The organism is Treponema sp. OMZ 840 (assembly GCF_050937815.1).
GTDB lineage: Bacteria > Spirochaetota > Spirochaetia > Treponematales > Treponemataceae > Treponema_C.
On the sequence record NZ_JACDIJ010000015.1, the window covers coordinates 18,429 to 40,082 of the forward strand.

A 21,654-nucleotide genomic window follows, 5' to 3' on the forward strand; every position below is an offset into this window, starting at 1 on the left:
CGCGGCAGCTGCGAACAAAACGTTCACTCCTTTTAAAAAAAACACTGGACAGTGAACAAAATATGCTGTATACTTTTTCTCATTATGAACAAAAAATATTTTCAAGTAACGGAATTGATGCTTAAAAACCAACACGCATCCCAGCGGGAAATTGCCGCGGCTTTGGGCATATCGCCGGCATATGTAAATAAAATTGCAGCCGCTATGCAAAACGACGGCTTTTTGTCCGAAAGCGCAAACGGAAAAAAAGCGTTGACTAAAAAAGCTTTAGCGGAATTTAAGGCTTGCAAGGTTGATAACGCCGTCATTATGGCGGCAGGCTTCGGTTCGCGTTTTGTCCCGCTGTGTTATACTACGCCCAAAGGACTTTTGGAAGTGTTCGGCGAACGTATGATAGAACGTCAAATAAAGCAGCTTAAAGAAGCCGGCATACACGATATAATCGTTGTTGTCGGATATTTAAAAGTAAGCTTTGAATACCTTATCGATAAGTACGATGTAAAGCTTGTGTATAACCCCGACTTTAAAACAAAAAACAACCTTTCGACCCTGTATCATGTACGGAACGAATTAAAAAACACCTACATTTTATCCAGCGACAACTGGATAAGAGAAAACATGTACCGCTCGCATGAATATGATGCATGGTATTCGGCGGTTAAAATGAAGGGAAAAACAAGCGAATGGGTATTAAAAACGGGACTAAACGATAAAATAACCGGAGTTACAGTCGGCGGTAAGGACGACTGGGTTATGTACGGCCCGGCATATTTTTCAAAAGATTTTTCAAAAAAAATAAAACCGCTTATAGAAAAAGCATATAAAAGAGATGACAGCGACGATTGGTATTGGGAAGACGTATATATGCGTAATATAAAAACCTTAACGATGTTCGCACATAAGCAAAAAGACAACCAAGTATACGAATTCGAATCGCTTGACGAAATACGCTTGTTCGATCCGTCTTATTTGACGGCATCGCATAATAAGTGGCTTGAGCTGATTGCAAAGGTATTTAAAAAAGAAGAGCATTGCATTACGCATCTAAAACCGCTTAAATTCGGTATGACCAATAAATCCTTTTTGTTTCGAGTGGAAAACGAAAATTATATTTTCAGAATTCCGGGTGAGGGGACGGAGGATTTAATTAAGCGAAAAGAAGAATATGAAGTATATAAAACCATCGCGCCTTTAAACTTAAGCGATACGATTATCTATTTTGATCCGAAAACCGGTGTAAAAATTACCGAATTTATTGAAAATTGCCGCAATGCCGATCCGCGCAACGAACACGACCTTAAACTGTGTATGCAGGCTGCGCGAAAACTGCATAATTCGGGTTTAACCGTTCGTCATTCCTTCGATTTTAGAGAGCGCATTGTGTGGTATGAAAAACTTACCGAGAAAAAAAACGGTATTTTTTATAATGATTACCGCGAAGTGCGCACAAAGATGGACGAACTGTTGGATATGCTCGACTCCATGCCGAAAAAACGCTGCTTAACCCATATAGACTTGATTCCCGACAACCTCATTATACAGGGAGAAACGGTTAAACTTATAGATTGGGAATATGCAGGCATGTGCGATCCCCTTGCCGACATAGCGATGTTTGCCATTTATGCGTATTACGACAATGCGGAACTTGAACATCTTATGCGCTTGTATTTTGAAAGAGAACCGAGCAATGAAGAACGTATACGGATTTATTCTTATACGGCTCTTTCCGGATTTTTATGGGCATTGTGGACATGTTATAAAGAAGCTTTGGGAATAAGCTTTGACGAATACGGGCTTAAAATGTACCGATATGCAAAAGACTATTATAAAAAAATAAAACATATGATAGGGGCAAATACATTATGAACAGCGAAAAAAACACATTCGAACAAAAGGGAAAAATCGACCGATTGATTACCGTCGTGCCGCTTGCGGTCATTATTTTAATTGCAGCTTTGCTTTTGCGTTTTCCGAATGCTTCCATGAAAGTCGTCGATACCTTATGGTATGTGTTCGTCAATAAACTCGGCTTTTTTTATATGCTGCTCGGCTTGGGCTTGGTGTTTACCGCCATAGGACTTGCGTTTTCAAAATACGGTTCCATAAAATTGGGCGGCGGCAACAAACCGCGCTATTCCGATTTCGAATGGGGTTCTATGATTTTTACTTCGACGATGGCGGCCGATATTTTGTATTGGTCGCTTATCGAGTGGGCATACTATTTTAACGAAAGTCCCTTCGGTATGACGGGCTTGAGCCTGGCCGAAAAACAGGATTGGGCATCGGCTTATCCGCTTTTCCACTGGGGCATAACTCCTTGGGCATTTTATATAGTACCGGCGATCGCCTTCGGCTATATGCTCCATGTGCGCGGCAGAACAAAACAAAAACTGTCCGAAAGCTGCCGGCCTATTTTCGGTAATAAAATCGACGGATTCCCGGGTAAATTGATTGACGTATTTTCCGTTGTAGGCTTGCTTGCAGGAACGGCGACAACCTTTTCGTTGGCGACACCCCTCTTGTCTTCGGCGGTGTCGCATTTATTCGGTATTCCCGAAAGTAAATTCTTAACGCTCGGCATTTTATTGATTATCGCCGCAGTGTATACGGCTGCCGTTTTACTGGGTATTAAAGGAATCTCGCAACTTGCCAAAATATCGGTTATATCGTTTTCCGTTCTTTTAATTTCCGTTTTTGTAGCGTCTCCCAAAATGTACATTATAGAGTCAAGTATAAGCGGCTTGGGAAAAGTACTTCAAAATTTCTTTTCCATGTCTACATGGATGGACCCCCTCAGAATTTCCGGCACGGAGGGTTCGGGCTTTCCGCAAAATTGGACTATCTTTTATTGGGCGTATTGGATTGCATGGTTCGTTGCAACGCCCTTTTTTATCGGAACGATTTCGGAAGGCAGAACGATTAAAAACACCGTTATAGGCGGCCTTTTGTGCGGTATTGCCGGAACATACTGTTCTTTTATGATATTGGGTAATTACGGTTTACACTTGCAGGTTCACGAAATTTATAATGCGGCCGATGCGCTTCAAAATGCGGCCCCTGCGGACGTTATTATAAACATTCTTAAGACAATTCCTTATTCAAAATTGATTTTCGGCATTTTAATAATTACAATGATAGCCTTTTATTCAAGCACCTTCGACGCCATTACCTTGGTTATCGCCTCTTATTCGCAAACCGACCTTGCAAAAAACGCCGAACCGAAAAAGGGACTGCGGGCATTTTGGGCGATTGTGTTTATTGTGCTGCCCGCCGCTCTTATTTTAGTGGGAACCGATTTGAACCAATTGCAAAGCTTGTCCATCATAGCGGCTTTTCCCTTGGGAATTATTATAATCCTTATCGTCGTCAGTCTTTTTAAGGATTTAAAACAGGCTGCTCCGACCGAGCGGTAAAAAATCCGCACGCAAAAGGAGGCAAAAAAAGCCGCCGAATTTTGAAACAGGATAGTGGAGACATTCCGATGCCCCCGCTATCTTGCAAGCAAAGTACCTTGCTTACAAAGCGCCTTGCAAGCAAGGCGAAAATATCGTATGCTGTACTTATGAAACACTGTAACGATAAATTTGCCCAACCGCTTTTGGAGCGGTTTTTACGCTATGTACAAACATGGACGACAAGCGACGACGAAAAAGCCGATAAGGGAATTATCCCTTCAACCGAGCGCCAGAGGGACTTTGCATACAGCCTCGAAAAAGAGCTGAAAACACTCGGTATTAACGACGTTTTTGTCGATAAACACGCCTATGTATGTGCGCGCATTCCTGCTTCAAAGGGATACGAAAAAGTTCCCTCTGTCGGCTTTTTAGCCCATATGGACACTTCAGGCGAAGTGTCGGGAAAAGACGTACAGCCGCAAGTGATAAAAAACTACGACGGCTCCGTTATAAAACTTAAAGACGGCGTTATGCTCGACCCGGCAGAAGATGCCGACCTTGTAAAGTCGATCGGCGAAACCCTTATATGCACCGACGGCACCACGCTTTTGGGCGCCGACGACAAAGCGGGTATAGCCTCCATTATGACCGCCCTCGACTTTTTATTGAACATCGATAAAAAACCGCACGGACAAATCGAAGTCATATTCAGCCCGGACGAAGAAACGGGGCACGGTATGGACAAGGTTCCCCTCGATTGGATTCAGTCAAAACAATGCTATACGATAGACGGAGGCCACATAGGCGAGCTTGAATGCGAATGCTTTACCGCATGGAAAAGCGAAATCGTCTTTACGGGTAAATCCAAGCATACGGGAACCGCGCGCCCCGACATGGTAAATGCGGTTACGATGGCCGCCGCTTTTGTAAACCTTTTGCCCCAAAACGAAAGCCCCGAAGCGACCGACGGCTATTTGGGCTTTTACGCTCCCATGAGCATAGAAGGCCACATCGAAAAAGCCGAAGTTGTGCTGTTTTTGCGCGATTATACCGACGAAGCGATGGAGCGGCGCAAAAAAACGGTGAGCGTTTTGGCAAAGGCAATGGAGCATAAATTCCCCGGCTCGTCCGTAAAGGTTAAGCACACAAAGCAATATGTGAATATGAAGGCAAAAATGGATGAGCACCCCGAAGTTATGCAAACCCTGCTTAAAGCGGCCGCAAACCTCGGCATAGAGCCGATAACCAAGCCCATCCGCGGAGGTACCGACGGTTCGCGCTTAACCGAAAAGGGTATTCCCACGCCCAATATCTTTAACGGCGGGCACAACTTCCATTCAAGACGCGAATGGGCGTCCTTAAATCAAATGAGCTATGCGGTGGGCATAATCGGCGAATTGATTGATTTGTGGAGCAAAAAACGATGAGCGAATATCACATCGAAGGCGGCTTTCCCATAAAGGGAACAATTAAAGTAAGCGGCAATAAAAACGCCGCCCTGCCCTGCATTGCGGCAAGCATTTTAACAAGCGAACCGGTAACATTGCACAATATTCCCGACATTGCCGATACGGGCGTTATGCTCGAAATCCTTAAAGCTTTAGGCGTTTCGGTAAAGTCGGCCGGAAAAAACTCGTGGACAATTCATGCAAAGGACATAAAACAAAACGATATTCCGCCGGAACTGTCAAAAAAAATACGCGCGTCAATCCTCTTTGCAGGCCCCCTTGTCGCCCGCTGCGGTAAAGCGGTTATGCCGCCTCCCGGCGGAGACGTTATAGGACGCAGACGGCTGGATACGCACTTTTTGGCCCTTACCGAACTGGGTGCGCGCGTAAACATAGACGGCCGCTTTACCTTTACGGCAAATAAACTTGCAGGAACCGATTTGTTTTTGGATGAAGCTTCGGTTACCGCAACCGAAAACGCACTTATGGCGGCCGTCCTCGCAAAGGGTAAAACAATTATTACGAATGCCGCCTGCGAACCGCACGTGCAGGATTTGTGCCGGATGCTTAATGCTATGGGCGCAAAGATAAGCGGCGTCGGTTCCAATATTTTAACGATAGAGGGCGTAAAAGAGCTGAAAGGCTGCGAGTTCCGCATCGGGGCAGATTTTATGGAAATAGGTTCTTTTATCGGTTTGGCCGCCGCGACAAAGGGCAGTATAGAAATACAGGGCGTTCAAGGCTGCGATTTGCGCCCCATAAAGCTTTCGTTCGGTAAATTGGGCATCCACTGGGAAACGGACGGCGATATTTTGCGCGTACCGGCGGCTCAGGAAATGCAGATAAATACCGATTTGGGCGGTATGATTCCCAAAATAGACGATGCGCCCTGGCCGGGGTTTCCGCCCGATTTAACGAGCATTATGACGGTTGTCGCAACGCAGGTAAAGGGAACCGTGCTTATTCACGAAAAGATGTTCGAATCGCGCATGTTTTTTGTCGATAAGCTCATCGGTATGGGTGCGCGCATTACCCTGTGCGACCCGCACCGTGCGGTTGTGTCCGGGCCCTGCGTGCTGCACGGAGATGAAGAGCTTTCTTCTCCCGACGTCCGTGCGGGAATGGCTATCGTTATAGCGGCCCTGTGCGCGCGCGGAAACAGCATTATACGCAACGTGTATCAGGTTGAGCGCGGCTATGAGCATTTAACCGAACGCCTTAAAAGTTTGGGCGCGCAAATAGAGCGTATAGACCGCTGAAAGAGCTTCGCTTTTTATACGCGGCTTTTAACTTTTAGCGCCGTTTATGCTTTATTTTTTATACAAGGATAAAAAGCGCAAAGAAATAAATACAATAATTAAAAACAAAAATGCAAAGGCGACGGGCAGGCGGCTAAGAGCCGTAACCGTTGTCAATGCATAATAGATCAAATTCATTAAATAGCGCAAAAACTCAATACAAAATTGTATAACAACGGTAAATATGGGAAATCCGAATATCCATACAAAGCGGAATACTTGCGAATCTTCCAATTTATAATCCCATGCAATAACGGCTAAAAAAATAAAAAGAATAAAAAGCAGCAAGGGACGGCAAAAACGCTGCAATAAAAAAAGCGAATAAATACGCTGAGGCATTCCGTAGCGTTCGGCAAGCGGTACAAAACGGAATAAAAAAGCTAAGTTCATATATAAGGGCCCCATCGAAGAAGCGCGGCACACCAAATCAAAGTCCTGCAAACTCATCGGCAAAATTTGAACGATATCGGGACTGTGCATTCCTTCTTGCATAAACAGATAGCGGGGAGAACTGATAACTCCGCGGTTTTTTCTATCGATGGAGGTAAGTAAAAGCTGAGGTACATACGTTTCCGGTTCTTGCACTCCCGTGCGCTTTACAAAATCGATGCCTAAAGAACCGGCCTGCTGTCCTATCAATTTTGCATAGGGAACGGACATTGAAGATATAAGATGACCGTCGGGAGCATAGGATAAGCACGAATAGTTCCGCAAATATTTTACAAAATTATCCGTTTTTGCAACTGTAGTTACGCCTCCTATATTGATAACGTCGGTTTTTCCGTCAGGATGTTTTAGCCTGAACGTAACGTTTTTAAAATCTTCAAAAAAAGCAAGATTTTGTGTTTCATCAATAAAAAAATATTGCCGAAGTAAGGCTTCAATCGAAAGCTTGTAAAATCTGCGGATATCGGGATCAAAATCGTTTATTGCATACAAATCAAGAAAAATATAATACGCGCTTAAAACATCCCCCTCGATTAAGGCGGCGTATCCCTCGCGCTTTTTCAAAAAAATCCGTGCGGCTTCATCGGTTTCAAAACCCGACCATGAAGAAATAATATTCCACGACTCAACCGCCAAACGGCGCAGATTTCCGGAGTTTTCATCATTATCGCCGGCAAGCTTTAAGCCCCACCAAGCATAATAATGGGCATCAAAAAAATTTTTTGCAGCAAAGGCCGTTCGCGCTTTTTCCAGCAACATCATAACCGAATACGGAGTATTTCCTACAGCTGCGATATCCGAAGGCAATAAGGCCGAAACATCGGCTCGTTTCGGAGCGCCTTGTGCGGAAAGCCGCTGGGTTTCGGCTTTTAATTCCTTTGCATCGGGATTGTCGGGAGCAAGGGCTAACGCATTGTCCGCATAAAACCCGGCGGCAGCGGCATTTCCTTCGTTCAAAGAAATACGCGCTTGTTCAAAATACCAATGATAGTCTTGAACTTTATTTTCCAAACGGTTCTTTTTCGCAGCCGTAAGAGGCAGCAATACTTCCGCACCGATAAAACATAATACAACCGATATCACGCTGGAAATAAGAACAATCTTATAATTTCTAACTTGAACGGGCGAAAATCGGGCTAAATTTTTATCCGCACCTTTTGCAAAAGACCATGAAAAAGCGATACAGCATACCGACGCAAGAATGGCGGGAAGCCAGTACAAAAATTCCGACAAACCCGTAATAAAACGCCACAAACCCATATCCGCCGAAAAAAGCTGCGGCAATTCTTTAATAAAAAAAGCTTTTGCAATAAAAAACGCAAATGCAAAAAGCGTATATACTAAAATTAAAATAAATGTACGCATTGAAGTTTTCATATCAATCCTCTGAAACGGTTTTCAAGCGCACAAGGGCACGAGTAAACGAAAAAATAAAAAACAAAAAAGATATTGCCGCGTTGACAATAAGGGGAACCCACTTAACGGTTGTTATTACGGCAAATTCGGGCATATGCATATAGATATTTAACATACTGAGCAGTACGGCACACAACAAAACAAGACAAGCGTTCATTAACTTCCAGCGCGAAAAAGAATAAAAGCCGTACAAAGCACTGAATGAAAGACCCGCCGAAGCCGTTATAAGATATGCAATTTTTCCTTCGTTTACGGCGGCGCGAATAACGGAATCGGCAAAAAACAACTTTGAAAAAAAGCCGATTATTAACGGAGAAGGTTCCAAATATACATCACCGTAACTGCTAAGCATTTGCCGCAAAAAGCCGTTTTGAAAAAAACTTGCCGCAGGAGATACATGCAGTCTTGTTACCAAAAGGCTCAGTTTTGATGCGGGGTTATACAAAAAGCAAAAGGGAATAATAAGCAGCCATACAACGCAGCATAAAAAAATATACACCAAAAGATCAAGTAAAGACGAATTACCCCGTTTTGCCGCCGTAAAAACAATCGAAAACAAAGACAAAACGCTTATAAACGGCAAAAAATAAAAAAACGAATATATAAAAATATCGATAACCCGCTCAACGGGATCGGCATATTTCATCGGTCCCGGCGTTCCCGGATACAAGAGCGCTGCGGCAAAAACCAAAACCGTAAAAAATAAAAGAGTACCTGCATATATTGCAATAAAACAAAAAGATTTTTTCATTTTTATCAGAATATCACGGATACTTAATAAATACAAGGTTTTTTTTATATTATCAACAAGTTTTCCACAATAAGATATTTACTTGCTGTATATAAAAATAGTTGCAATTCCGATTTAACCGCTTTGAACGGGTATTATGAGCAAAGCAACTAAAACTTTTTTTTATTTGCTTATGATATAAGAAAATAAAAAAATCTCTAATATATAAAAGTAAAAACCGCAATTCCTTCTATTTTAAAGAAATAGAAAGAAAAAAAGCTGCGGAAACGTTTTTTCCACAGCTTCTCCACAAAAGAGGGTGCAAAAAAGAACTCCGCAGGGTACTATTAACCTAAAAAAACCTGACCGTTCGCATCGACGGCTAAGATGGTTTTGCATTCGGAACAGCGAAAACGTCCCGAACGCGGAGCTTTAAGTTTTTTGGAACACACCGGACAGGTAAAAATCTTCGGAAAAATGCCCGTAGTAGTAACGACCTCTTGTTTAAAAAATGCAATGGCCTCTTCGGCAGAGCCTTTTATATTAAAAAATTGAGAAAATCCCAATAGTTGGAATACTTCGTATACCTTTGCCTGTATTTCCAAAAGAACGATATCTCCTCCGGAGGGTTTTACCATTTTTAAAAAAGCGGTAAAAGAACCGATACCGGTGGAAGAAACATAATTTAAAGCGGCACAGTTAAAAATTAAGTTTTTATATCCTGCATCCACAACTTTGGCGACGCGTTTTTGGAAAAAACTGGAATTATAGGTATCAATGTATCCGTTTAAATACAAAATAATACCGCCTTTTACCTGATCAACTTTTTTCAAAGTAATTTTAAGACTGTCGTCTTTTTCATCATTAAAACCGGGAATCAGGTTGTTATTTATATCCATACTTCTTTCCTTTGCAGTAGTCTAAAACCACTATTTTGTCCATATTGTACACTATTATTATAACCTATGTCAAATCTAAAATCAAATACTCTTTAAATATAACGCATTAATCTGTAATACGTTACAAACTATTTTCATAAAACGGCTCCCACCCTCCGTCTATATTCAATAAAGCGCCGTTTATCATCGGTTGGCGGAGTAAAAAAACCGCCGATTCGGCGACTTCCTCTACTCGGACGAGCCTTTGCTGCGGCATTTTTTGCGCAAGTTTTTTTTGCTCGACCGGGGGCACATATTCCGTTTGCGTAAACCCGGGAAAGATGCCGTTACATGTTATTCCGTACGCCGCATAAAAAACCGCCGTAGACCGTATTAAAGATGCCAAAGCGGTTTTTGCTCCGGCATAGGCGGCATTTGTACGAAACGCTTGCACTCTTTCAGTACGGGTGCCGCCCGTCAATAAAAATCTGCCCCAGCGCCTTTGCATCATTGCAGGCAAAGCGGCACTGACCAGCACACCAGGCAATACGTAGTTCAAAGAAGCGGCACGCATCCAATCTTCGGATTCGGTCTTATGTAAATCTTTTTGAACAAACGGACCGAAACATACACATATAATATCGGCACATAAAGCGCTTTCGTACAGTTTTGTTTGTTCAAAATTCGCCGGAAAGTCCGTTTTAAGGCGCTGAACGATTTTTGTAACACGGACTTTTTCAGCCGCCGTATCGATAAGCGTATTAAATTTATCGGACTCCGATGCTCCGTGAACAATCATATTGCATCCGGCATCGGCAAGTTTTAGAGCAACCGCAGCGCCTATGCCTCCGCTGCCGCCGACAATAAGAGCGGTTTTACCCGCGATACTTTCCATATGAATTTAAAATATATCAAAACATCAAAAAAGACAAGAGCCGATGCATATACGCCGTTTCGGCTTTTAATTTTACGAATCTTATCCTATACTGATACTATGGAACTTTCAAATATAGTCGTTGTTTTATGTAATCCGAATGAAAGTAAAAATATCGGTTCGGTATGCAGGGCTATGGTGAATACGGGGCTTTCCCGGCTGCGTATTGTCGGAACGCGAGCGGATTATAAAGCCGATGTCATACAAAAGCTTGCGGTTCATTCATATCACATATGGGAACAGGCGGAATTTTATGAAGATTTGTCGCAGGCGGTAAACGATTGTGTATTTGCAGCGGGAACAACCAGAAGAAGGGGACAAAAAAGAAAAAATTATTCTTTTTTACCGGAAGAATTTGCGCAAAAGGTTTTTTCCGTTCCCTCAAACAAAGTGCGCGCTGCGGTTGTTTTCGGTAATGAGCGAACCGGCTTAACCGATGCGGAATTATATATGTGCAACATTGCCGTAACCATACCGTCCAATCCGGCATCCGGCTCTCTTAATTTATCTCATGCCGTACAAATTATCGCTTATGAATTGTACCGCAGAGCGCTGCCCGCCGCATCTTCGTACAATCCCGTTGCGCTGGAACGTTTACGGCATACGGTTTCGGTTCTTGCCGATAATTTACAACGCATCGGTTTTTTTTCGCTTACCGGACGAACGGAAATGGAGCGCTTTTGGCTTTCCGTTTTTTCCAGGGCGGGCTTATCGGAAGAGGAAGCCGGTTATATTGAAAAAATCTTTGTAAAAACCGCCGCCTTAGCGCTAAAGGACAAATCCGATATCGGTATCTAAAATAATCGCACGCTCTGCAACATAAAAGGCTCTGGAAACGCAATTTTGCAATTCACGGATATTTCCGGGCCAATTGTGATTAAGCAATTTTTGTTCGGCTTCCGGAGAAAAGTATTTTACTTTATCGTTTTTAAAACAAAGCCGTTCCAAAAAAGAGTGTGCAAGCGGCAATATGTCTTCTCTGCGTTTTGTCAACGGGGGTATGAAGATTTCAATTCCCGTAATCCGGTAATATAAATCTTTTCTAAAAAGTCCGCTGTCTTTCCAAGAATTTAAAGGACTGTTTGTCGCACAAATAATGCGTACGTCGGCTTTTTTACTTTCGGCATCTCCGACTCGCCTGAATTCACCGGTTTCGAGAACTCTAAGCAGTTTTGCTTGAATATTAGTGCTGATACTGCCTATTTCGTCCAAAAAAAGTGTTCCTCCCGAAGCTTTTTCAAATAAGCCGGCACGAGTTACCGCGCCCGTATAGGCCCCCGCCCTTGTACCGAACAATTCGCCTTCTACAAGCGTTTCCTGTACCGCTGCAATATTTTCTTCAATAAACGGATATTGTTTGCGTACGGATAAATCATGGATAAGCCGGGCGGCGCGGCTTTTTCCCGTTCCCGTTTCACCGAGTAAAAGCACGGGCATATCGTTGCGTGCGGCAAGTAAAATATGTTTTTTTAAAACGGTAAAAACCTTAGACACGCCGATAAAACCGTTGAGAGCGGGATTTTCGATCGTTTCGGGCAATATAAAACTTTTATCCGTTCCTGCAGCATAGTAGCGTATGTATGCATATAAATATGCCGAACAGCACGGAAAGATAATAACATCGGAAGCGCCCACTTTAAGCATTTTTGCCGCAAAAACGGCCGTTTTTTCCGATGCTAAAACAAGAACCGGTAAATCGCCGCATTGTTTAAACACATCATGCGTTTTTTGAATGTATCCTTGTTCAAAAAGACAAAAATCGAACAAAATAACGGAAAAAGACGACAGTGCTTCATTATCGGATGCAGAAAAAGAAGATGTACAACAAACACAGAGATTTTTATCTTGGAGCGACAAACAAAAATTTTTAATTTTATTACTGCCGCTGATTAATAAAACCCGTATCATTGACACATAATAACCGACTTGACAAGCTATGTTTTAGAACTCAGCCTGTCCCATATTAATATAATTATATACCATATAAAAGGAAAAACAAGGAAAATCTTTAGCGGATTGCTTAAAATCTCGGACCAAATTTCATGTCCGGCATCAAACACTTCGTTTGGCACCCTTTTTTTTCGTTTCGAAAAAACGGACAAAGCGTCTTTATAATACACAAATATACTGGAACCGAAGCTGTTGCGCCGTACATAGGGCCACGTAACACCCGAAGGGATACCGTCCGAAAGCAATACCATAGACGGGTTCGCTTTGAAAATAGCCGAAAGAACGTCTTTTTCCGTGTCTTTTGAAAAATAGCCCGTATAGCGTCCGACAATATGTAAATCGGGAAAAGTTGCGTGCAAATTACGTTCGGATTCGATAAGTGTGCTTTTATGACCGCCTAAAAGATATAAAGATTTATAACGGGTTTCCAAAATGGTAAAAAAAGAAATAATGGCGGAAAAAGGATTATAGCGTATCGGCTTTGTTTTCTTTAAAAAAACCGCACCGTTTACAATACTTTTCGATATGGGCAGCACCAAAGAAGCGTTTTCCAAGCATAGTTTGTATTCGGCGTTACCGCGCGCTTTTAACAAATTCCAAACCGATAAAAACACAATTTGCTTTGTTCCTGATGCAGCCAAAAGCTCAAACAAAGCTTGTTCAAGATGTTCCGGACGGATAATATCGACGGGAACGCCGGCAACCCTTATTCTTTCGACTTCCATTTTGTATACTCCGTTAACGCGCTTTGTATTGCGGCAATACCGTAAAGGGCAGCCGTTTCACAGCGTAATATATTCGTTTTAAAATGTATCGGCATAAAAGCGCTTTGTTCAAGTACTTTTTTTTCGGCGGGACTTATGCCGCCCTCACAGCCGACGGCCAAAAAAACACGGCAAGAGGCTAAGGGCGGTAAAACGTGCAATGTAGACATAGGTGCCCCGTTTTTATCTTGAAAATTCCGTGCATAAAAGCTGCGGACGGTTTTTTCTATGAGGCTGAACACATCCTGCGTTCCTTCTTCCCGTTCGCACAACATAAAGGCCGCTTTTAAAACCGCATTTTGCCCGGAAACCCTATCTTTATCCGCGCTTGCGTTTTTTTCCGAACACCGGCCGTCTGCGTTACAATACAAGGCGGCGGCTTTTTCAACCCTTAGGGGTTCGGTTATGGAAGTTGCAACGGCCGAACCGCTTTGTTGGCGCGCTTCGCGGATAATGCGCTGCCAGCGGTCTATGCGCGGGCTATAAGGCGACGAATAATCTCCGATTACCGGAATAATGCGGCTTACTCCGCATTCCGTCGCTTGGCGGACAATTAAATCCATTTTTTGCACTTTCGGTAAAAATTGAATCAAGCACAGTTCAATGCCGCCTGTTTGTTCACAACCCGTTTGTTCAAAAGTTTTTTGCTCACACCCCTTTTGCCCGAAAACCTTATCTGCCGCCGCCGTAAGCGCGTTTTGTTCGGTATCGGGGCCGCACCGTACAAGAAAAGCCGACGCTTTATCGGTGCAAAAGCGCATCGGAACAAAAGAACCGTCGGCAAAACGCACGTCAATTATACTGCCGTCGGCTAAACGCAGTACGCGCGATAAATAACGGTATTCTTTTTTATCCAAAACAATGCGGCCGCCGGCATCCGGCACAACCGAACTTATAAATTGGCGCACTTCCCGTTCCGTTACTTTTTTTTACCGCCTTCGGTTGAAGCGCTTTTAATCTTTTCGGATAAAGCGGTTTTTCCGTCGTCGGCGGCCGCACTTTGCAATTCGTTTAGAGTTTTTGCCGATTTTACCAAAGCGTCAAAACCGGGCTTCGTAAGGATTTCCAATGCGGCAATAAGCTGAATGTCGTAATCCAAATCGTATAACTCTGCAGTTTTTGTACGGTTTACTTCCATGCGAATAAGGCGGCGCAAAAGCCGTAAATCCAATTTATATGAACCTTCCAATGTCCGTGCAAAAACGGCTATATCCGTTTCGTTCATATTCGGGTGCGACGCAACATATGTTTGTATCGCTTCATCGGCAATCAAAGCTGCATAGGCTTTTTCTTCGGCTTCGGTCAATGCGGGTAAAAGCACTTCTTTATCCGGCGGGATACCTATTTTATCGATATTGGAATCGCTGGGCGTATAATAGCGCGCCGTAGTCAACTTTATGCCGTCTGAATTGGGTAATGGTATTACTTTTTGCACAGAACCCTTTCCGTATGTGCGCTCGCCGACCAAATAGGCTAAATGGTAATCTTTTAAAGCACCCGCCAAAATTTCGGAGGCGCTTGCAGACCCCTTGTTTATCAGTACGACGACGGGAGTATTTTCGGGTAAAACCGCCGTTTTCGAAGATGCGCGGTATACGGAATTTTCGAACATCAGACGGCTTTTTGTACTTACAATCACGCCCTTGTTTATAAATTTATCCGCAACTTCGGCAACGCTGACAATAAGACCGCCGGGATTATTGCGTAAATCTATAATCAGCGAAGTAAACCCGGCTTTTTTAAACGAATCCAACGCATCTTGAACCCGTTCCGCCGTTTTCGGCGTAAACTCTATAATGCGCAGATAGCCGGTTTTTTGCCGCCCGTTATCAATCATACCGTACTTTACCGTCGGCACTTCGATAATCGCGCGCACCAGCCTAACGGAAAATTCCGTCGCTTTTCCCCGTTTTATAATCAAGTTTACGACCGAATCCTTAGGGCCGCGCAGAATTTTAAGCACTTCTTCCATCGTAATGTCGGCGGTAGAAGTTCCGTCTATGCTTACAATCAAATCGCCCGGCTGTATGCCCGCCTGCCAGCCGGGGGTATCTTCGATGGGAGAAACGACTTCCACATAGGCGGGTTTGTCGGCGGTATTTTCAACAGGTTTGGTAATGGACAATCCTACACCGCCGAAATCTCCCATAGTCGTATCGTTCAGATCGCGCATTTGAGAAGGTACCAAGTAGGCGGTATAGGGGTCTTCCAAGGCACCCATCATACCTTTTAAAGCGCCCTCGTATAAAAGCTGCGGATCGACTTCATCGACATAGTTCTGCAGCACGTATGTATACACGCGGTTTAAAAGCTCCATATATTGGCGCGTATGAACTTCTTTTTCCGCATTAAAAGAAGCGGATGTTTGGGCAAATGCGGCCGGAAAACTTAATATGCAAAAGGAAAAGCAAAGAACAAAAAGCGTACCGAGCACGGAACGCACAATCGGGCTGTTTTTTTGATTTGTCATATATATATTGTACGGTCTGACCGGAATTTGTCAAGGGAGCTTTGAGGCGGATACGCATAAGACGTTCTTAAAATTATCTTACAGCTTAAAGCCGGTATTTATCGGTTTTATTCCGTACATCTGTTGCCTGCCGCATAAGATTAGGGTATAATATAGGCGGAAAACTTACATGAATAAAAAAAACCTGCTTTTTACCGCAGCATTTGTATATGAACTTCTCCGCCTTTTGTTTATCCTTGCCGTTCAAGCGGAATATTCGGAAGGACGGCTTCCGCTTTCATGGTATGCGGCAGTTCCGCTTTTGTCCCTGCCTTTTTTTCTTTTGTATACGATGTATACAAAACATCGATATGCGGCTTTTGCGGCACAGCTATACGTACTTATAAAGACGGCCGGCATTGCGGGTTTTTTGTTTTTTATGCGTCAAACCCTTGTACAAAGCGGAGTTCTTTTTCGTCAAAGCGGCACAAATGTATTTCAAACGCTTATATATATGATGCCTTTTTTTACAATTGATGTTATACTGTCCGTAGCGCTTATGGTAAAAAGATATAAAGAACACGGACAAACGGAAGGTGAACCATGCAAATAATTCCTGTTGCAAGCGGTAAGGGCGGCGTCGGTAAAAGTCTTTTATCGGCAAATCTTGCCGTTACCTTGGGTAAAGCCGGTAAAGACGTTATTCTTGCCGACCTTGATTTGGGCGCTTCAAACCTGCACTTGGCAATCGGCCAACAAGCGCCGAAAAAGGGCTTGGGAACTTTTTTATCCGGGGCTTCCGAATTCGAAGACATTATTACGCCTTCGGGTTATAAAAACGTACGCTTTATTGCCGGAGATTCGGAGATTCCCGGTTTAACCGCCCTCCCTCTTTCGCAAAAAAACATTTTAATTAAAAAATTTCAGCGTATAGAAACCGATTATTTAATTTTGGATTTGGGAGCGGGAACCCATTTAACCATTTTGGATATGTTTTTGCTTTCTCCGCAGGGTATTTTGGTTACCGCACCGACGGTTACCGCAACTTTAAACGGATACCTGTTTTTAAAGAACGTTCTTTTCCGTCTTATGTACAATTCGTTTAAAAAGAATTCAAAAGCATATGAGTATCTTGAACAGTTAAAATCGGATACGGCGTCATTGCAGCGTTTGTATATTCCCAAATTAACCGAAAACATCATACGCATAGATCCTAAAAGCGCGGAAGTGTTTATAAAGCGCATTCAAAAATTCAAACCGCGCCTTGTGATGAATATGATTGAAGATCCCAAAGATGCCGACCGTGCAATGAAAATACGCCGTTCGTGTACCGAATATTTGGGATTGACCCTCGATTATTTGGGCGTTGTGTACCGCGATCCTATGCAGGATATAGCGCTTTCTTCGCGCTTACCCATTACCGTGTACAAACCGCAGTCCATATTGTCGCAATCGATTTACCGTATTGCCGATAAGGTTATGCAGTCCGAAGATTTGAATTTCGACGATGCCGGTCTGCCCTCGGACAGTTTTGACCTTGTAGAAGCGGAAGCGGAAGAAGATTACGAAGCAAAGATGTCGTATGTTGAAGATTTGATAGGAAGCGGAGCTTTAACCGCAGCCGAACTTGCCGATACGATAAAAACACAGCAATATGAAATTACCCAACTGCGCAAGGAAAATACGCTTTTAAAATCAAAAATCGTAAAAGCCCACGCACAGGGGTTTAAACTCTAGCATACACAGTACGAATAAAAATAAAGGAAGGTAAAACCGCGGCTATAAAAAGCTTCGTATAAAACATATGTTTTTAGCACTGAATTATCCTTCATGGATTCATCCCGAAATTTTCCCCGGCGTTCCCGTTTTGAGCATGATACGTTGGTACGGTCTTATGTATATTTTTGCCTTTGCAACGGCTATCCGCGTATTTTTAAAATTGCAAAAAGAGGGTATGCTCGATTCTCCCGAACGCCGCGCAACGGAAGACGATGTATTCGGCTTTTTTACATTCGGTATTATAGGCTTGCTTTTGGGCGCACGGATTTTTTCCACCCTCGTATATGACCAAAGCGGTATATATCTTAAAGCGCCGTGGCTTATTTTTTGGCCCTTCGATAGCAACGGCACTTTTACCGGCTTGGCGGGTATGTCGTATCACGGCGGTTTTATAGGCGGTCTTATAGGGATGATTATATGGTGCGCAAAAAACAAGCGTTCCTATTGGCAGTGGATAGACGCCATGGTCGTTTCCATTCCCCTCGGTTATACTTTCGGACGCTTGGGAAATTTTTTAAATGCCGAATTATACGGACGTATCACAACCGTTCCTTGGGGAATGATTTTTCCCGGCGCGCCGCGTTTTTCGCTTTCGATAGACTGGGTACAAAAAATCGTCGAACAAACCGGCATGACCGTAGAGCCGGGCGCGGTTTTAGTAAATTTGCCGCGACACCCGAGTCAATTATACGAGGCTTTTTTTGAAGGTATTGTGCTTTTTGCACTTTTACGCTTTTTAAGTAAAAAAAGGCCGTTCCGCGGTTTACTGTCCGGCGTGTATACGGCAGGCTACGGTTCGGTGCGCTTTGTTATAGAATATTTCCGCGAACCGGATGCCGATATAGGTTACCGTATAAGTGCACAGCCGGATGCTCCCATTTATTTTAACCAATCCTTGTTGAATTTATCGACGGGGCAAATTTTGTGTCTTATGATGATTATAGGAGGACTGGGAATCATAATTGCGTCTTACATCAAAGACAAACGGCAAAAAAAACTAAATTAAAGCTCCGGAGCTTTGTACAACGTATATAACCCGCCCAAACAGGCGTCTTTATACTTACTTCCCGGAACACATCTTTTACAATTATCTTTACCGCATCCGTTACGGCTTTTGCGGTGTCAGATACCCCGAAAAACACCAGCCTTCCGTGCCGTCCTGCAAGCGTACCCGTACCCAAGGCGCCGTTATGCCGTCTATATGTGCCGTTTGTCCCGTTTGCATAAGCGTAAGAGCTTGCCCCTTCGGTACCAAGCCGACTTTTTGTGCCTGTAAATTCGGCTCGGAGCGTATATTTAAGTTGTCTGAGGCATAATATACCGAACCGGCACTGTAACGGCCGGCAGAGGTTTTTTGTGCCGGTTGAGAAAAAGGTTGTACGACACTTCGGGCTAAACGAAATCCATGCGTCGGATATCGCACTCTAAGAGGCCAAAGACTAAATCTGTTCAGCATATGCGAGGCATTGGCGCGCGTATTGAATTCAGAACCTTTCGTTACTCTATGATATTTTTTTTCTTCGTTATTCGTTTCAGCCAAATCCCAACACCATTCATACATATTGCCCATCATATCATATAGGCCCAAAGCATTCGGTTTTTTTAACCCGACAGGATGGACTTTAAAATTTGCATTTTCATACAGCCACGCTTCTTCAAGCACCGCCGGACTGTTTATCGATCCGTAATCGAAATTTTTGCCCCGTGCCGAGGCCGCATATTCCCATTCAGTAACGCTCAGCAATCGGTACCCGTCCGCTTCCGGATCCCATTTTACTACCGCATCTTCAGGATAGGTTACCCAGTCTCCGTAACTATTCCCCTTTGCTTTTTCCGCACAAATCTCGTATACCGGACGGTATCCCCTTTTTTTACTCAGCCAATTACAGTACTCCACCGCATCAAACCAACTAATATACCCCATAGGAATATCAACGGTAATCGAGTGTTCATAGTCGGAGCCTAACCATTCCATATCGAGATATGTAGATGTTGCATCCGTTTCTCTAAGATATGCTTGATAATCGCCGACGGTAACCTGTACGGCAGATACATAAAAATCGGCCAGTTTAATCCGTTTATCTTTTCCGGCACCGCGCGGATTTTTATAATTCCCTCCCTTTACATACACCATTCTGTCGGCCGCATCTTCTGCCGTTATTAAAAACACCGTCAAAATTAAAAACAAACCCATTAGCGTTTTTTTCATATTAATAAACCTTTCTTTGCGTAAACGGCTCCACAGAAAAAAGCTCATTTGTTCATATATTCTTTTACCAATTTTATAACTGCTTGAATCTTTGCATCCGTTTCGGCTGTATTCTCAATCGAATTTGAGCGCTTATCAAAACAACTGATACGGCCGTTTTCAACTTTGTAATAGCGTTCCGTTATCTTCGCATTTTCCGTCGTGTACCGTTCTTGATACATGAAGTATTCTTCATATATAAACCATGTTGTTCCCTCATGTATGAATGTATAATGAACTTTTTGCATTGACCCGAAAAACATAAGTTGATAATAATTTCCCTGTTTTTGCGGATTTTTATTTTCAAAATAAAATAAAACGCCGTCCCTTCCGATTAATTTGTTTAAATTAAGTTCTTTTTCCGGCTTATCCGCATAGAGCTTTTCATACCGCTCAAATAAACCTCGAAAACCATTTTCCGCAAATACACAGGTCATCATTACAATAAAAATAACGTAACTAACAACTCTTTTATTTAACATCGACAAAGCCTCCATACGATTGCTTATTGTTAATTCTTTCTAATAATTGTTCGGTCGATAAACCGAAACCGTTTTGAAAATGAGGGAAGTTTCTGGGCCTCTCCCACGTCGCTCCCGCTTCAAAACCTTGAGCTTGTCCTTCAGCTATAACGTTTTGCCAATCGGCGGAACTCACATCCCAATTTTTTTTACCGGTACCGTCATATAAAGAAAATCATTTTATACTTTTTTTTCATTACCGATACCTTTACTTTCCAAGCGGTAAAAAACTACCATACCCTTCACATTGTCATAAAACAACTTCAAACTTTTTGATCGTCATGTTCTCTAAATCTATCTCCAGTACTACAACCGTATCATCCTCAAAATAGGCCCCGGCTTTTTTGTCATACCTTACATAGTTTGTTGAAGTAGGACTTGTCAAGTTTCGTTGACTTACGTATGCACCTTTAAGGTATTCGGGCACTGTATAAATAACGTTCCCGCTTGCATCATACACCCCTGTCCTTGTGATTTCTCCAAGATACTGCTCTTCTCCGTGTTCATTATAAAATAATTTTATTACATCCAACGCTTCATATTTTTTATTCAAAGAAATATAACTAACGCCGGAACCGCGGTATCTGAGTAAAAGAGGGATGTCTGCCGGCTTTACCCGAATTTTTGTTGTGTGCCATCCTTGTGAACCTTGACAAGAAGTGCTTAGTGTTATGCAAATCAAAAGAAATAAGTATGATGTAATCAGTTTACGCATATTATTTTTCCAGCTCCATAAAATTAATTTGCAACTGTACGACCGGAGAAGTTTTTGTAGAAAAAGGCACAAAAGTTTGATTAACATATCCCGGTGAAGCTGTATACATTTGTCCATTAGTGGGCATACCATTATTTCTTCCGACAGTCCATGTATTATCACTGGAAGTAGCATCAATAACCTGTTTCTTTTCTTCTCCAAACAACTGGCCGACTCCGGCATTTACATGATCTATTACACCATCATTATTCCAGTCATAGCAATTAAGTACTCCCGCGTCACCTTGTCTATCCTGAACAATATCGCAAAAAGGGGAAATTCCGTTTACTGAACCTTTTGCAAGAGAATCCGACGTTAGTCCGTCAGGTATTTTATATCCCATGTCCTTTAAAGGGGTAAGTACCGAATTAATACAACGACCTGCATCCTCATACGTTTTTCCTCGCATGTTTCGCAGGCGGTTTGCATATTCTCTCGATAAAATTTCTTGAGTATATTGAATTCTCTCTTCTTCTAAATTTTCTTGTCCCGCCAGTCCGTTCCGTCATTCGCCTGCACCGTCTTTTTTACCGTTTTGTACCATTCTTATTCCCGTCAATTCGCTAAACATTCTCAGCTGGGAATTCATACCGGCTGCAATCCCTTGTCCTATGCTGTCCAGCTTCCGTTTTCCCCAATCCCA

The 21,654-nt window shown here is 43.0% G+C and carries 21 protein-coding genes; 8 read left to right on the plus strand and 13 right to left on the minus strand.

Translation table 11 applies throughout. The features are described 5' to 3' along the window. Positions 1–84 precede the first annotated feature (84 nt). The 4 genes from H0R92_RS12715 to murA all read left to right on the plus strand — a co-directional run bounded on the left by H0R92_RS12715 (position 85) and on the right by murA (position 6,102). Positions 85–1,866, plus strand: a complete 1,782-nt coding sequence (locus H0R92_RS12715) for a phosphotransferase (protein WP_432965560.1) — start codon at positions 85–87, stop codon at positions 1,864–1,866. Then, positions 1,863–3,413 carry a BCCT family transporter gene (locus H0R92_RS12720; RefSeq protein ID WP_432965563.1) on the plus strand — a complete coding sequence of 517 codons (1,551 nt, stop codon included), beginning with the start codon at positions 1,863–1,865 and terminating at the stop codon, positions 3,411–3,413. Before H0R92_RS12715 ends, H0R92_RS12720 begins: the two co-directional genes overlap by 4 nt. Positions 3,414–3,562: 149 nt before the next feature. After that, positions 3,563–4,822, plus strand: a complete 1,260-nt coding sequence (pepT, locus tag H0R92_RS12725; protein WP_432965566.1) for a peptidase T — start codon at positions 3,563–3,565, stop codon at positions 4,820–4,822. After that, positions 4,819–6,102 carry a UDP-N-acetylglucosamine 1-carboxyvinyltransferase gene (murA, locus tag H0R92_RS12730; protein WP_432965569.1) on the plus strand — a complete coding sequence of 428 codons (1,284 nt, stop codon included), beginning with the start codon at positions 4,819–4,821 and terminating at the stop codon, positions 6,100–6,102. Before pepT ends, murA begins: the two co-directional genes overlap by 4 nt. A gap of 51 nt (positions 6,103–6,153) precedes the next feature. On the opposite strand, the gene H0R92_RS12735 is transcribed toward murA, so the two are convergent. The 4 genes from H0R92_RS12735 to H0R92_RS12750 all read right to left on the minus strand — a co-directional run bounded on the left by H0R92_RS12735 (position 6,154) and on the right by H0R92_RS12750 (position 10,507). Beyond that, positions 6,154–7,965: a hypothetical protein gene (locus H0R92_RS12735; protein ID WP_432965572.1), complete on the minus strand. Its 1,812-nt coding sequence runs from the start codon at positions 7,963–7,965 to the stop codon at positions 6,154–6,156. A 1-nt stretch (position 7,966) separates the two neighbouring features. Next, positions 7,967–8,755 carry a hypothetical protein gene (locus H0R92_RS12740; protein WP_432965575.1) on the minus strand — a complete coding sequence of 263 codons (789 nt, stop codon included), beginning with the start codon at positions 8,753–8,755 and terminating at the stop codon, positions 7,967–7,969. Positions 8,756–9,081: 326 nt separating this feature from the next. Next, on the minus strand, positions 9,082–9,633 hold the full coding sequence (locus H0R92_RS12745) for an STAS domain-containing protein (RefSeq protein WP_432965578.1): 552 nt from the start codon (positions 9,631–9,633) through the stop codon (positions 9,082–9,084). Between the two features lie 121 nt (positions 9,634–9,754). Further along, entirely contained in the window at positions 9,755–10,507 is a 753-nt protein-coding gene (locus H0R92_RS12750; protein WP_432965581.1) for an SDR family NAD(P)-dependent oxidoreductase, read from the minus strand. On the opposite strand from H0R92_RS12750, the gene H0R92_RS12755 reads away from it, so the two are divergent. Then, entirely contained in the window at positions 10,508–11,344 is an 837-nt protein-coding gene (locus H0R92_RS12755) for an RNA methyltransferase (protein WP_432965584.1), read from the plus strand. It begins immediately after the preceding gene. On the opposite strand, the gene H0R92_RS12760 is transcribed toward H0R92_RS12755, so the two are convergent. From H0R92_RS12760 to H0R92_RS12775, 4 genes are read right to left on the minus strand one after another with little or no spacing between them, the layout of a single operon-like run. Continuing rightward, positions 11,315–12,454, minus strand: a complete 1,140-nt coding sequence (locus tag H0R92_RS12760; RefSeq protein WP_432965587.1) for a sigma 54-interacting transcriptional regulator — start codon at positions 12,452–12,454, stop codon at positions 11,315–11,317. The two genes, H0R92_RS12755 and H0R92_RS12760, sit on opposite strands and share 30 nt — an antisense overlap. A 26-nt stretch (positions 12,455–12,480) precedes the next feature. Next, positions 12,481–13,221: a WecB/TagA/CpsF family glycosyltransferase gene (locus H0R92_RS12765; protein WP_432965590.1), complete on the minus strand. Its 741-nt coding sequence runs from the start codon at positions 13,219–13,221 to the stop codon at positions 12,481–12,483. Then, positions 13,203–14,168, minus strand: coding sequence for an RsmE family RNA methyltransferase (locus H0R92_RS12770; protein ID WP_432965593.1), 966 nt, complete (start codon positions 14,166–14,168; stop codon positions 13,203–13,205). Before H0R92_RS12770 ends, H0R92_RS12765 begins: the two co-directional genes overlap by 19 nt. A gap of 11 nt (positions 14,169–14,179) precedes the next feature. Then, positions 14,180–15,730, minus strand: coding sequence for a S41 family peptidase (locus H0R92_RS12775; protein WP_432965596.1), 1,551 nt, complete (start codon positions 15,728–15,730; stop codon positions 14,180–14,182). A 169-nt stretch (positions 15,731–15,899) separates the two neighbouring features. On the opposite strand from H0R92_RS12775, the gene H0R92_RS12780 reads away from it, so the two are divergent. The 3 genes from H0R92_RS12780 to lgt all read left to right on the plus strand — a co-directional run bounded on the left by H0R92_RS12780 (position 15,900) and on the right by lgt (position 18,494). Beyond that, positions 15,900–16,322 carry a hypothetical protein gene (locus H0R92_RS12780; protein WP_432965599.1) on the plus strand — a complete coding sequence of 141 codons (423 nt, stop codon included), beginning with the start codon at positions 15,900–15,902 and terminating at the stop codon, positions 16,320–16,322. Further along, on the plus strand, positions 16,313–17,446 hold the full coding sequence (locus tag H0R92_RS12785; protein WP_432965602.1) for a P-loop NTPase: 1,134 nt from the start codon (positions 16,313–16,315) through the stop codon (positions 17,444–17,446). The genes H0R92_RS12780 and H0R92_RS12785 overlap by 10 nt, the downstream gene beginning before the upstream one ends. Before the next feature lie 67 nt (positions 17,447–17,513). Beyond that, on the plus strand, positions 17,514–18,494 hold the full coding sequence (gene lgt / locus H0R92_RS12790) for a prolipoprotein diacylglyceryl transferase (protein WP_432965605.1): 981 nt from the start codon (positions 17,514–17,516) through the stop codon (positions 18,492–18,494). A gap of 99 nt (positions 18,495–18,593) precedes the next feature. Here the strand turns inward: lgt and H0R92_RS12795 are convergent, their stop codons facing one another. The 5 genes from H0R92_RS12795 to H0R92_RS12815 form a co-directional block, all read right to left on the minus strand. Then, positions 18,594–19,697: an SUMF1/EgtB/PvdO family nonheme iron enzyme gene (locus H0R92_RS12795; protein WP_432965608.1), complete on the minus strand. Its 1,104-nt coding sequence runs from the start codon at positions 19,695–19,697 to the stop codon at positions 18,594–18,596. A 44-nt stretch (positions 19,698–19,741) separates the two neighbouring features. Further along, complete coding sequence (locus tag H0R92_RS12800; protein WP_432965611.1) at positions 19,742–20,218, minus strand: hypothetical protein; 477 nt, start codon at positions 20,216–20,218, stop codon at positions 19,742–19,744. Beyond that, positions 20,208–20,393, minus strand: a complete 186-nt coding sequence (locus H0R92_RS12805) for a hypothetical protein (RefSeq protein ID WP_432965614.1) — start codon at positions 20,391–20,393, stop codon at positions 20,208–20,210. Before H0R92_RS12805 ends, H0R92_RS12800 begins: the two co-directional genes overlap by 11 nt. 114 nt (positions 20,394–20,507) lie before the next feature. Then, a complete protein-coding gene (locus H0R92_RS12810; protein ID WP_432965617.1) occupies positions 20,508–20,810 on the minus strand; it encodes a hypothetical protein in 303 nt (100 codons plus the stop codon). A gap of 163 nt (positions 20,811–20,973) precedes the next feature. Further along, positions 20,974–21,420 (minus strand): hypothetical protein, encoded by a 447-nt coding sequence (locus H0R92_RS12815; protein ID WP_432965620.1) that lies wholly within the window; start codon positions 21,418–21,420, stop codon positions 20,974–20,976. Positions 21,421–21,654 lie beyond the last annotated feature (234 nt).